Below are 13,236 nucleotides of genomic sequence, written 5' to 3' on the forward strand. Positions count from 1 at the left end.
GCCCGAGGCTCAGAGCTCGACGCTCCGGCCTGGATCCAGGTGCTCGAAGTCCGTCCCGTAGTGCTTCCCCAGCCGGGAGACGTGCCCCTCGACCATCGCCAGTCCGGTCCCGTTCAGCAGTGCGTCATGAATCTGGTGCGCCCTCTCTGCGCGGACTGAGGTGACGAAATCAATTACCTCAGCCGTCTTCGACCACGGGGCGTGAACCGGCACGAGGAGCGTCTGCACCTGCACGCCGTGAGGAACGATGAACGAATCGCCCGGGTGGTAGAGGGCACCGTTGATCAGGTAGCCGATGTTCCTCACCACCGGGATGTGCGGATGGATGAGGGCGTGTTGTCCGCCGAAGGTCTGCACCGTGAAGCCCGCGATGGTGTAGCTGCGCTCCGGTTCGACTGAGTGCACGCGCGCGGCCGCGCCGTCATCGTCCAGCGCCTCCCTCAACTGGGCAGCGACGCCCTGGGGTGCATACACCTCCAGTAGTGAGTCGGCGCGGATGGCAGCGCTGATTCGTTCCCGGTCGAAGTGGTCGGCATGTTCGTGGGTAATCAGGACCGCCGCCGCGCCGGACACTGCCTCCTCGACTTCGGAGAAGTTCCCGGGATCCAGGACAAGAGCTGTCCCGTCCTTCTCGACCCGGACGCACGCGTGGGTGTACTTGGTGAGCAACATGCGCCCACACTACCGCCGTCGCGACGCTCCGTCTCCGGTTCCGCGCAACCGATAGGGACAACGGCCGGTGCTACCCTTGACCCGGGTTCATTCCGGAGCATCGGTCCGGAACTCCACTGCAGATTCCGAGAGTGAGGTGACCTAAGCGGACATGCCAGCTGAAGCAGGCCAGCCAACACGCAAGGGCTCGGAACAGCGCGTCACACGGCAGCGCCGGGCAGTCAGCGCAACCCTCGATGAGCTGGACGACTTCGTCAGCACTCAGGAGCTCTACCGCAAAATGCACGAGCGCGGCGAGTCGGTCTCGCTGGCAACCGCCTACCGGATCCTTCAGTCAATGGCCGACGACGGCCTGGTGGATGTGCTGCGGAACGGCGAGGGAGAGGCTGTCTACCGCCGGTGCGCCGTCGAACATCACCACCATCACCTGCTCTGCCGCAGGTGTGGACGGGCAGTGGAAATCGAAGCGCCGGCGGTCGAGCAGTGGGCTGCCCGCATGGCGCAGGAGCACGGGTACACCGAAGTTGCGCACACGGTTGAGATTTACGGGCTGTGTCCGGAGTGCAGCGCCGCAAAGGCTTAGGCGGGCTGGACGGCCCGGGATTCCGACGCCGTCGCCTTCTGTGCGCGACGCCAGCTGATAGCTCTGCACACCAGGTAGATCACGAAGGAAACGGTGGTCACGTAGGGACTGATGGGGATCCGTCCACCCAGCGCCAGCAGGATCCCACCGACCACCGATGTGCACGCGAATGCGACGCTCAACAGCACCACCAGCCGCGGTGACGAGGTGACCTTGAGCGCTGCCGCAGCGGGAGTGATCAGCAGCGCGAGCACCAGCAGGGCGCCCACAACCTGAATGGACAGCGCCACGGAGACTCCAAGCAGGAACATGAAGATCAGCGAGAGACCGCGCACCGGCACACCGCGCGCCTCTGCAAGATCCGGGTCCACGCTGGCGAAGGTCAGCGGACGCCAGATGGCGCCAAGGGCAACCATGACGACGACGGCGCACCCCGCCAGGAGCGTCAGTTGAACCTGGTCAACTGAGACGATCTGCCCCGTGAGCAGACCGAACTTGTTGGCCGCCCTGCCCTCGTAAAGGGCCAGGAACAGGATGCCCAATCCGAGCCCGAACGGCATGATGACGCCGATGATCGAGTTACGGTCGCGCGCCCGGATGCCCATCAGTCCAAGCAGGAGCGCGGCGATCACTGAGCCGATCAGCGAGCCGAACACCACATTGGCCCCGATCAGCAGTGCGAAGGCAGCTCCGGCGAAGGAGAGTTCGGCAATGCCGTGAACTGCGAAGGCAAGGTCCCGCATCATTACGAAGGTGCCGATCAGGCCGCCCAGCAGGCCCAGCACTGCGCCGGCCCAGATCGAATTTTGCACCAGCGGCAGGAGTTCGCTGTAGTTGTCGAACGTGAAAACGGCCTGGAGCATCTCCTCGAACGTCATTGCTGCGCTACTTCCGCGTGGTGGTGGGTGGTTGCATCCGGCAGGCCCACGACAACAATGCGGCCGTTGTTGTGGATGACGTCCACCCTGCTGTCGTAGAGATCGGACAGCACTTCGCTGGTCATCACGTCCTGTGGCCTGCCCACACGGAACTGTCCGCCTGCCAGATAGAGGACGCGGTCAACATAATCGATGATCGGATTGATCTCATGCGTCACGAAGACAACGGCGGTGTTGTGCTTACGGCATTGATCATTGATGAGCCGGCTCACCGCCTGTTGGTGGTGGAGGTCCAGTGAAAGCAACGGTTCATCGCACAGCAGTACCTGCGGGTCGGTAGCCAGCGCCTGCGCGGCACGCAGGCGCTGCTGCTCGCCGCCGGACAGTCGCCCGACCGGCGCATCCGCATACGACGACGCGCCCACCTTTTCCAGGAGGGCATCCACGGTTCGCCGGTAGGATGCGCCGCCTCGGCGAAAACCCCAGCGGTGCCCGTCCACTCCCAACCCCACCAGGTCCCTCGCACGCAGGGGGGTCTCCGGCGCGAATGACTTCTGCTGCGGTATGTAACCGAATGCCCGGCTTCCACGGTGCAGTGCGTGGCCGTTCATGGTGGCTGTCCCCGAGTCCAACTCCTGCAAGCCCAGGAGAACCCGCAGCAAGCTGGTTTTCCCCGACCCGTTGGGACCAAGCACAGCAAGGAACTCACCCGGCCGGATGTCCAGCTCCAGGTCATGCCATAGGCTCCGGCGACCAAAAGAGAGCGAGGCTGAGCGCAGGCTCACCACGGGGTGAGCGGCAGCATCGCCGTCGTCGTCGGTGACCATGAAGTCTCCTAAAGCCGTGGGAGGGAGGGTCTTGGCCAATTCTGTCAGGACTTCAGGGCTTCAGCGATGTTCTCGACGTTGGCGCTCATCCAGGAGAGGTAATCCTCGCCCTCCGGAAGCGTCTCAGTGAACTGAACGACCGGCACGGACGCGGCCTCGGCGGTGCTGCGTACCGCCTGTGTCTGCGGGCCTTCGGTTTGCTCGTTGTAGGCCAGGAAGGCAACGGACCGGCTCTGAACGAGTTCCTGCATCTCGTTCAGCGCCGCAACGGGCACATCGGCCCCCTCCTCGATGGCCTCCGTGTAATCGGCGGGGGTGGCATCCTTCAGCCCGGCGGCCTCCAGCAGGTAGGCGGGAACGGGTTCGGTTGCGGCCACGGTCCTACCGTCCGCCTCCGAGGCCAGGGCCTCGGCCTGGCCCTGCAGCCCTGCGACTTCCTCTGCGAACGTGTCCGCGTTGCTCTCATAGGTGTCTGCATTAGCCGGGTCCAACTCAGCGAGCTTTTCCCCGATAGCATCAGCAAGGTCTGCCATGGCATCGAGGTTGTACCAGACGTGTTCGTTGAAGGATCCGTGGTCATGCTCGTCCTCCGAGTGCGCCTCCTCCTCCGCGTGGGCTTCATCCTCGGGAGCTACGCCCGAAATCCCGACGGCGCTGAGCACGTAGTCATGATCCATTTCCACCGAGTCGGCGAGCTGGTGAAGGAAGGGATCATAACCTCCGCCGTTTTCCACCAGCAGGTCAGCTTTGGACACAGCGAGTTTGTCCTGCACTGTCGCCTCATAGGAGTGCGGATCCTGGCTAAGGCTGTTGACGATCGCCGTTACCTCGACGTTCTGCCCACCCACGGTTTCAACGATGCTGCCGTAGACATTCGTGGAGGTCACAACCTGCAGGGCTCCCGACTCTGCCGTCTCTCCGGCGCTGCCGGCGTCCTGTCCGCAGCCGGCCAGAGCCAGCGGAAAAAGGGCTACAGCGGTGAGCGCCGCCGTCGTTCGCGCGGAAATGCTGCGCATGAAGGTCCTCGATCTGTTCCAGGGGATAGCAAAGCGGTTCAAGTGGATGGACCAACTCTAACCTAAACGCGAATCATTCGCATTTCGCGTCCGGTGCCGCCCGCTCGCAGGAGGAGGGAGCCGAAGCGCTCGCCTAGCGTGCTTCTGTGGTGCCGAGGTTGACGCCTTCCTGAAGCGATTCGCCGGTTCTCCTCAACCCCTGGTTCTGCGTAGCATCGCGGATTTCGCCAATCAACTGCTCGATGACGTCCTCCAGAAAGAGAACACCGCGCGCCTTGCCGTCCTGCGTCATGACACGAGCGAGGTGGGATCCAGTGCGCTGCATGGTGGCCAGCGCGTCCTCGATCTCATCGTCCATGCTCAGGTTCGCAAGCGCGCGAACCTTGTTCTCCGTAATGGGCCTGGCGTACGCCTGTTCCGGCATGGACATGACATCTTTCAAGTGCATATAGCCGGTGAGATTGCCGAGTTCATCCACCAGCACAAAACGGGAGAACCCGGTGCGGCCGACCGCCCGCTCAAACTCCTCGGGAGTGGAATTGGTTCCGAGGGTAACCAGCTCATCCAACGGGACCATGACTGTCCCTGCTGTCTGCCCTGAAAACTCCAGTGCGCTGCTGATCAGCCCGGCGTCGTCATCCACAAGCCCGTGGCGCGTCGATTCCTGCACAATGGACTGCACCTCTTCCAACGTGAAGGACGAGGTCACCTCATCCTTCGGCTCGATGCGCAGGGCGCGCAGGATGTGGTTGGCGGTCCAGTTCAGGCTGGAAATCACCGGGTGCACAACCTTCGCTACCATAACCAGCGGCGGCGCGAGGAGCAGGGCAGCCTTGTCAGCTACCGATACCGAAATGTTCTTCGGCACCATTTCGCCGAACGTCACATGCAGGAACGTCACGAGCGCCAGCGCGATACCGAATGCAATGCCGTCCGCAAGGCCTCCCGGCAGACCGATCGCCTCAAGCGGTACCACCATCAGATGGTGGATGGCAGGCTCGGCCACCTGAAGAATGAGCAGCGAACATACGGTGATGCCCAGCTGCGCGCAGGCAAGCATGAGCGAGACGTGTTCCATCGCCCAGAGCGTAGTGCGCGCCCGCTTGGACCCCTCCTCCGCGAGCGGTTCGATCTGGCTCCGGCGTGCGCTCATGATCGCGAATTCCGCACCGACGAAGAACGCATTGCCGATCAACAGAAGGACCAGCCAAAGAATTCCTGCCCAGTCGCTCATCGGATGCCCCCTACTGACGAGGCGCCGTCGCCGGACTGCCCGGATTCCGCGGGCTCGACCGGGAGGAAGCTGATGCGGTCAATGCGGCGCCCATCCATGCGTTCCACCTCAAGAATTCCACCGGGCACCTCCACGCGGTCACCGACCTCGGCGATCCGGCCCAGGACAGACATCATGAAACCGCCGACCGTCTCATAACCTGCTTCATCGGGCACCGACAGGTGCGGGACCTGGTCGCTGACCTCGTCCGGGCGCATGATTCCGGGGAAGAACCAGTTCCCGGCGGCGCTTTGCAGTACACCGGGCTTGAGCTTGTCGTGTTCATCTGCCACCTCGCCGACGATCTCCTCGACCAGGTCTTCGAGCGTGACCACACCAGCCGTGCCGCCGTACTCATCGAGTACTACAGCGAGCTGCAGGTTGGCCTCCCGGAGCTCACTGAGCAGGGAATCAAGATGCACCGTCTCGGGAACCCGGAGCACGTCGGTCATGATGGTGCCGGCCGGAAGTTCGGCGCGTCTGGACCGCGGCACGGCGACCGCCTTCTTCACGTGCACCACCCCGCGGATGTCGTCGGGCGATTCCCCGATCAGCGGGAACCGGGAGTATCCCGTTCTTCGTGCCAGATCAACGACGTCGGCCACAGTTTCATCGGATTCGATGGTCGCCATCCGGATCCGCGGCGTCATGACGTCCGCTGCTGTGCGCTCGGAGAAGCTGAAGGTGCGAGCGAGGAAGTTCGCTGTGCCCTGATCCAGGGTTCCCATTTCTGCCGACCGGCGCACGAGCGAGGACAGCTCTGACGGTGACCGCGCTCCCGAAATCTCCTCTTTCGCTTCCAGGCCGAACAGGTGCAGGACCCGGTTGGAGAAACCATTGAGGACAACGATCGCGGGTTTGAAGATTGCCGTGAAGAGGAGTTGCGGGCGTGCGAGTGCCCTGCCGACTTTGAAGGGCAGGGATATTGCCATGTTCTTGGGCACCAGCTCACCGATGAGCATCGAGAGCAGCGTCGCCAGGACCATCGCGAGGATAAGTGAGATCGAAGACCGCGCGGTGTCCGGGACACCGAGGGCAGCCAATGGCGACTCGAGAAGACGCCCCACTGACGGTTCCATGACGTAACCGGTCAGCAGGGTGGTCAGCGTGATGCCCAGCTGACAGCTGGAAAGCTGGGTGGAAAGCGACTTGAGGCAGCGAAGAAGCGGCTCCGCGCGCTTGTCGCCCTCGTCGACTGCCCGCTGGACGTAGGTCTGATCCAGTGCGACAAGCGCAAACTCGACGGCAACGAAGAAGCCGGTGCCGAGGATCAGCAGCAGGCCGATGGCCAGGTAAAACCACTCCATTAGCTGATCACCGCCAGGGTGAGCTTGGATGCGCCGATTCCAACCGGCGCGCCGGGTTTCGGAGGTTCCGCCGGTTCGGAGGAGTCGTCCAGCTGGGTGACGTCCGTCGACGGGGAAGTCCCGCACGTGGGCTCTCCTAGAGGGACGGTAACCGCGCCGGCCGCACTAACTGCAGCTGGTCCGCTTACCGCGGACCGCGAAGGGGGTAGGTGATGGGCATGACGGGGATTGCCGGCACTGGATGGCTGCGCTGCGCGTCGGATCAATGCTGACTGTCGCTGCGTGCGCGCCATGGTCCGGCCCCTAGAAGGACTGTCCATAAGGTTTCCAGTTTACAGCAACAGCACCGCAGCTGACACGGAAACGGGCAGTGCCGCCGTCGTAGTTTTACCAGCTCTGCTGCAGCGGGCGGCCTTCCTCATAGCCCGCCGCCGACTGCACGCCGACAATGGCGCGTTCGCGGAATTCAGCGAGGGAGCGCGCGCCCGCGTAGGTCATTGAACTGCGGACACCGGCAGTGATCATGTCCAGCAGGTCCTCCACACCGGGGCGGGCAGGGTCGAGGTACATCGTCGAGGTCGAGATGCCCTCCTCGAACAAGCCCTTGCGTGCCCGCGCAAAGACGTCATCGCGCTGGGTCCGGTTCTGCACTGCGCGGGCGGAGGCCATGCCGAAGCTCTCCTTGTACTGTCGGCCCTGGCTGTCCGTCTGCAGGTCCCCGGGGCTTTCGTAGGTACCGGCAAACCAGGATCCGATCATTACCTGGCTGGCCCCGGCAGCCAGCGCCAGGGCGACATCCCGCGGGTATCGGACTCCACCGTCCGCCCAGACATGCGCACCCAGCTCTGCGGCCGCCTGCGCACATTCGCGGACGGCAGAAAACTGCGGACGACCAACCGCGGTCATCATCCGGGTGGTACACATGGCGCCCGGACCGACACCTACCTTAATGATTGACGCGCCTGCTTCGACGAGGTCGCGAACGCCGTCGGCGCTGACCACGTTGCCGGCGACCACCGGCACGGATGGATCGAGCGACGCGACAGCCTTGAGCGCATCCAGCATCTTGCGCTGGTGACCATGGGCGGTGTCCACCACCAGCACGTCCACGCCGGCAGCAAGCAGCTCGGCTGCCTTGGCGGCGACATCTCCATTAATTCCGACCGCCGCTGCGACGCGCAGGCGCCCCTCGTTGTCCGTGGCCGGCTGGTAGATCGTGGAGCGCAGTGCCCCTTTGCGCGTGATGACACCCGCCAGCTGTCCGTCCCGCGTGACTGCCGCGAGGGAAGCGCCGGCAGCATCGAGTTCTTCGAAGGCCTGCTGCAGCGCGGTGTCACGATCCTGGGAGAAACGCGAGGCGTCGAGCGTGAGCGCACTCCGCATCACCGACTCCAGCGAGGCGAACCGGTCCACTCCCTCGCAGTCAGCTGCGCGGACCATTCCCACACAACGGTTGGCGTCGTCGACGACCATCACGGAGCCATGGGCGCGCTTATTGATCAGGTGCAGCGCATCAATCACAGTGTTCCCGGGCTGCAGCTTCAGCGGGGTTTCGAAGACGAGGTCGCGCTGCTTGACCCATCCGGTGACTTCGCTGATGACCTTCGTGGGGATGTCCTGCGGCAGTACGGCCAGTCCGCCGCGCCTGGCCACGGTTTCCACCATGCGGCGACCGGTAACGGCCGTCATGTTCGCAACGACCAGAGGGATGGTGGTTCCCGTTCCGTCGTCGCTCGCGAGATCGACGTCGAACCGTGAGATCACTTCGGATGAGGACGGAACGAGGAAAACGTCCGAATAGGTAAGGTCAGTTGAGGGCGTGTTGATGAAACGCACGGGAGCTCCTGCAGTCGGTTACACAAGCGAGTGTATGCCGAATCCGGCACCTGTCCGGGCACATGGCGAGCCATTGGAAAAGCTACGCGGGGGTAAGCCCCGGAGATTGGCTTGTTGCCTGAAACTGTCATTAGACTGAAGGGCAGGTCAACAGGGTCAGGCGAGCGCCGATTGGAACCTTCTGCGGATCTTTTTGGGCCAAAGGGCAACTCATGGAAGAGGGCGTATAACAAGTGCCACAACAACCCAACCACCGTCTACCGGAAGAATTCGGCGGGAACGAATGGCTTGTGGATGAGCTCTATGAGCAATTCCAGCAGGACCGAAACTCGGTAGACAAGAAGTGGTGGAGCCTTTTCGAATCGTTCGAGTCGGACAACACCGGCTCAGACAACGGGCGGCATTCAGCCAAGCGTTCGTCCGGTTCGGACCCAAATCCGCCTACGCGGGAGCTACCCGTTGTCCAGGCGGAACAGGATGCTCCGAAGGCGTCGGGTGAATCCCCCGCTGCAAGCCAGGAGTCCGGAATGCCCCCGGTGCCCAAGGAAGAATCAAAGAACAAGAACTCAGGTGAGCCGGCAGCCTCGGCGAAGCCGTCGGGTGAGGCCAAGCCGGGCGCTAAGGCTGAACCGAAGACCGAAACCAAGCCGGAAAAGGCTCCCATTCCCGCCCAGCTCCCGAAGTCCGAGCTGAACCCCGAGATGGATGAAGACTCAGTCACGGTGCTTCGCGGGCCCGCCAAGGCGATCGCCACCAACATGGATGCCAGCCTTACGGTGCCCACCGCCACCAGCGTGCGTGCCATTCCGGCGAAGCTGCTCATCGACAACCGCGTCGTGATTAACAACCATCTGGAGCGTGCGCGGGGCGGCAAGGTCTCCTTCACCCACATCATCGGATACGCGATCATCCGCGCGCTTGCCCAGTTCCCGTCGCAGAACGTGTATTACGACATCGTGGACGGCAAGCCCGCCGCCGTGCAACCGGCTCATGTGAACTTCGGTCTGGCTATCGACATGCCTCGCCCGGACGGCAGCCGGCTGCTGGTGGTGCCCAACATCAAAAAGGCGGAGACGCTCAACTTCTCCGAGTTCTGGCACTCTTACGAAGATCTCGTCAAGCGGGCGCGCGGGGGCAAGCTCGGTGCGGACGACTACGCCGGCACTACCGTTTCCCTTACCAACCCGGGAGGAATCGGGACCGTGCACTCGGTCCCGAGGCTCTCCAAGGGGCAGGCCTGCATCATCGGAGCCGGCGCACTGGAGTACCCGGCGGCCTTCCAGGGCGCCAGCGAAAAGACACTTGCCCAGCACGCCATCAGCAAGACAATCACCCTGACCTCCACCTATGACCACCGGGTCATCCAGGGTGCGGGCAGCGGTGAGTTCCTGCGGATCGTGCACCAACTTCTCCTGGGCGAGCAGAACTTCTACGATGAGATCTTTGAAGCGCTGCGTATTCCGTACGAGCCCGTCCGCTGGAGCGCAGATATTCAGGTTGATCCCATGGATGAGATCAACAAAGTTGCCCGAATCCAGCAGCTCATCCATGCCTACCGCGTACGCGGACACCTCATGGCGGACACCAATCCGCTGGAGTACGTGCAGCGCAAGCACGCGGATCTCGATGTACGTACCCATGGACTTACGCTGTGGGACCTCGACCGCGAATGGCCGACCGGCGGCTTCGGCGGCAAGCCTGCCCTCAAGTTCCGCACCATCCTCGGTGTGCTCCGGGACGCTTACTGCAGGACCACCGGTATTGAATACATGCACATTCAGGACCCTGAGGAACGCCAGTGGTTCCAGGACGAGCTTGAGCATTCATACTCCAAGCCCAGCCGCGAGGAGCAGCTGCGCGTCCTCCACCGCCTGAATGCCGCTGAGGCGTTTGAAACCTTCCTGCAGACAAAGTTCGTCGGCCAGAAGCGGTTCTCACTCGAAGGTGGTGAGTCGCTTATTCCGCTATTGGACGCAATCCTTTCCGACGCCGCAGACGACGGCCTTGATGAGGTCGCCATCGGCATGGCCCACCGCGGACGCCTGAACGTCCTCACCAACATCGCCGGCAAGACCTACGCCCAGGTTTTCCGGGAGTTTGAGGGTACACAGGATCCGCGCTCGGTCCAGGGTTCCGGTGACGTGAAGTACCACCTCGGAACGGAGGGCACCTACACCTCGGACAGCGGCAACGAGACCAAGGTCTACCTTGCGGCCAACCCGTCACACCTCGAGGCTGTTGACTCGGTGCTTGAGGGCATTGTCCGCGCCAAACAGGACCGCCTGGACCAGGGAGATACCTTCCCTGTCCTGCCCATCCTGGTTCACGGCGACGCCGCCTTCGCAGGCCAGGGAGTGGTGGCGGAAACGCTGAACCTCTCCCAACTGCGCGGGTACCGCACCGGTGGAACTATTCACATCATTGTCAATAACCAGGTCGGCTTCACCACCTCGCCCACAGCATCCCGCTCGTCTGTCTACTCCACGGACGTGGCAAAGATGGTGCAGGCACCGATCTTCCACGTAAACGGTGATGATCCGGAGGCCGTGGTCCGCGTAGCACAGCTCGCCTACCAGTTCCGTCAGCGGTTCAACAAGGACGTCGTTATCGACATGGTGTGCTACCGCCGGCGCGGTCACAACGAGGGCGACGACCCCTCGATGACCCAGCCGATGATGTACAACCTGATCGAGGCGAAGCGTTCGGTGCGCAAGCTGTACACCGAGGCCCTCATCGGTCGGGGCGACATCAGCCAGGAAGAAGCCGAGCAGGCTTTGCGCGACTACCAGGAACGGCTGGAGCGGGTCTTCGCTGAGACCCATGCAGCCCAGACCTCCCCCATCCCGGTAGTCACCAAGGATGCAGCGGCCGTCTCCGACATCGAGCGCCCTATCGCGCAACGCGGAGACAACAGTGTCGGAGCCCCGGCAAGCACGGCAATCACGGCGGAGACGCTCGCGCACATCGGCAAGGCGCACCTTGCCTTCCCGGAGGGCTTCACGGTCCACCCCAAGCTCAAGGCCCTGCTTGAAAAACGCGAGCAGATGTCCCGCGAAGGCGGAATCGACTGGGGTTTCGGCGAGATCGCAGCGTTCGGGTCGCTGCTCATGGAGGGCGTCCCCGTGCGCCTTGCCGGGCAGGACTCCCGCCGTGGGACGTTCGTGCAGCGGCACGCAGTGTTCCACGACCGCGCCAATGGCAACGAGTGGCTACCGCTTGGTGAACTCAGTGAGGGGCAGGCCAAGTTCTGGATCTATGACTCCCTACTGTCAGAGTATGCGGCCATGGGCTTCGAATACGGCTACTCGGTGGAACGCCCTGACGCGCTGGTGCTGTGGGAAGCGCAGTTCGGCGACTTCGTCAATGGCGCGCAGACCATCATCGACGAGTTCATCTCCTCTGCCGAGCAAAAATGGGGCCAGCGTTCGTCGCTGGTGCTGATGCTCCCGCACGGTTATGAGGGACAGGGACCGGACCATTCGTCGGCGCGCATCGAGCGTTTCCTGCAGATGTGCGCTGAGGACAACATGGTGGTAGCCAACCCCACGACGGCGGCATCGCACTTCCACCTGCTGCGGCGACAGGCCTACACCCGCCCCCGCAAGCCGCTCGTGATTTTCACGCCGAAACAGCTGCTGCGGCTCAAGGCTGCAGCGAGCGCCGTCGAGGACTTCACGCAGGGCAGCTTCAAGCCGGTCATCGAGGACACCGCGGGGCTCAACCCGTCGGACGTCACGCGGGTCCTGCTGGTATCCGGTCGGCTCTACTATGACCTGGCAGCAGCGCGGCAGAAGGCGGACGACACTTCCACCGCCATTCTGCGGGTTGAGCAGCTGGCGCCCCTCCCGGTCGATGCGATCAAATCCGCGATCGCCGCCTACCCCAATGCTGACCTGGTGTGGGCGCAGGACGAACCGGCCAACCAGGGACCGTGGCCCTTCATCGGCCTGAATCTTCCCCAGCACCTGGACCGCGGGCTGAACCTGGCCTCCCGTCCTGCTTCAGCCTCGACGGCTACCGGATCCGCGAAGCACCACGCGGTGGAGCAGGAGATCCTCATCAAGAAGGCTTTCGACCGCAATCCCTGAGCCTTCAGCCCGAACGTACAATGGGCAGGGCCTGTCGGGACCCTGCCCATTGGCGTTCCCCGCACCAGGTCGCAGCCGCGGCTTGACGGCCCGACGAGTAACAACCCGACAAGCAACCAGAGGGAAAACGTGGAACAACGCAGAATAAGGCTTGCCGCTGTGGGAGACGAGCTGCTGGCAGGACTCGGTGATCCACGCGCGCTCGGTTGGCTGGGCCGGGTGCTGGCGCGAACAACACCGGATAACGCAACGCTGGAAACGTTCAGCCTTGCTGCGCCCGGCGAGGGCACGGAAGCGCTGGCGGCACGTTGGTTGGAAGAAGCTTCCCGCAGGTTCTCGGACAGTACCGAGAACCGGCTGCTGATTGCGCTCTCGGATCGGGACCTTGACCTCGACCTTTCAACGGCACGCAGCCGGCTCAACCTTGCCAACATCCTCGACGGCGCAGCACACATGAGCGTCAAGGTGCTCGTTGTTGGACCGCCGCCCGGGCTGGACGCCGAGCGCAACCGCAGGCTCGCTGACCTCTCAGCGGCGTTCGCTGACGTGACCACCCGACGAAAGCATGTCTATGTGGACACTTTCACTCCCCTGCACGCGCACGAACAGTGGCGCTCGGACCTCGCTGCCAACGGTGGCGGACCAGGGCAGTCAGGCTACGGCCTGATGGCCTGGCTTGTCCTGCACCGCGGCTGGTTCCAGTGGCTGGAGATTCCCGCGCCCGCCTGATTCATCAGGCCCTCTCAGGGTCATGAT

The 13,236-nt window shown here is 63.3% G+C and carries 10 protein-coding genes; 3 read left to right on the forward strand and 7 right to left on the reverse strand.

What is annotated here, in order from left to right:
- Nucleotides 1-9 precede the first annotated feature (9 nt).
- The gene (locus tag AC1MBU_RS12275) at nt 10-672 is read right to left on the reverse strand and encodes an MBL fold metallo-hydrolase (protein WP_277357877.1); all 663 of its coding nucleotides are present in this window, start codon (nt 670-672) and stop codon (nt 10-12) included.
- Between the two features lie 151 nt (nt 673-823).
- Here AC1MBU_RS12275 and AC1MBU_RS12280 point away from each other — a divergent pair, with 151 nt between their 5' ends.
- On the forward strand, nt 824-1,255 hold the full coding sequence (locus AC1MBU_RS12280) for a Fur family transcriptional regulator (protein WP_056548042.1): 432 nt from the start codon (nt 824-826) through the stop codon (nt 1,253-1,255).
- Here AC1MBU_RS12280 and AC1MBU_RS12285 read toward each other — a convergent pair.
- From AC1MBU_RS12285 to guaB1, 6 genes are all read right to left on the reverse strand, one after another.
- Nucleotides 1,252-2,133, reverse strand: coding sequence for a metal ABC transporter permease (locus tag AC1MBU_RS12285; RefSeq protein WP_479787299.1), 882 nt, complete (start codon nt 2,131-2,133; stop codon nt 1,252-1,254). The genes AC1MBU_RS12280 and AC1MBU_RS12285 overlap by 4 nt on opposite strands.
- Entirely contained in the window at nt 2,130-2,960 is an 831-nt protein-coding gene (locus tag AC1MBU_RS12290) for a metal ABC transporter ATP-binding protein (RefSeq protein WP_479787301.1), read from the reverse strand. Before AC1MBU_RS12290 ends, AC1MBU_RS12285 begins: the two co-directional genes overlap by 4 nt.
- Before the next feature lie 44 nt (nt 2,961-3,004).
- Nucleotides 3,005-3,976 carry a metal ABC transporter solute-binding protein, Zn/Mn family gene (locus AC1MBU_RS12295; RefSeq protein WP_479787304.1) on the reverse strand — a complete coding sequence of 324 codons (972 nt, stop codon included), beginning with the start codon at nt 3,974-3,976 and terminating at the stop codon, nt 3,005-3,007.
- Nucleotides 3,977-4,109: 133 nt separating this feature from the next.
- The gene (locus AC1MBU_RS12300) at nt 4,110-5,210 is read right to left on the reverse strand and encodes a hemolysin family protein (RefSeq protein WP_479787305.1); all 1,101 of its coding nucleotides are present in this window, start codon (nt 5,208-5,210) and stop codon (nt 4,110-4,112) included.
- On the reverse strand, nt 5,207-6,556 hold the full coding sequence (locus AC1MBU_RS12305; RefSeq protein ID WP_277357882.1) for a hemolysin family protein: 1,350 nt from the start codon (nt 6,554-6,556) through the stop codon (nt 5,207-5,209). Before AC1MBU_RS12305 ends, AC1MBU_RS12300 begins: the two co-directional genes overlap by 4 nt.
- A 387-nt stretch (nt 6,557-6,943) precedes the next feature.
- Nucleotides 6,944-8,392 carry a GMP reductase gene (gene guaB1 / locus AC1MBU_RS12310; RefSeq protein WP_056548034.1) on the reverse strand — a complete coding sequence of 483 codons (1,449 nt, stop codon included), beginning with the start codon at nt 8,390-8,392 and terminating at the stop codon, nt 6,944-6,946.
- A gap of 233 nt (nt 8,393-8,625) precedes the next feature.
- On the opposite strand from guaB1, the gene AC1MBU_RS12315 reads away from it, so the two are divergent.
- Together AC1MBU_RS12315 and AC1MBU_RS12320 are read left to right on the forward strand one after the other, a co-directional pair.
- Nucleotides 8,626-12,480 (forward strand): multifunctional oxoglutarate decarboxylase/oxoglutarate dehydrogenase thiamine pyrophosphate-binding subunit/dihydrolipoyllysine-residue succinyltransferase subunit, encoded by a 3,855-nt coding sequence (locus AC1MBU_RS12315; RefSeq protein ID WP_479787307.1) that lies wholly within the window; start codon nt 8,626-8,628, stop codon nt 12,478-12,480.
- Nucleotides 12,481-12,609: 129 nt separating this feature from the next.
- Entirely contained in the window at nt 12,610-13,209 is a 600-nt protein-coding gene (locus AC1MBU_RS12320; RefSeq protein ID WP_277357884.1) for a GDSL-type esterase/lipase family protein, read from the forward strand.
- Nucleotides 13,210-13,236 lie beyond the last annotated feature (27 nt).

This window comes from Arthrobacter sp. PTI12 (assembly GCF_056679915.1).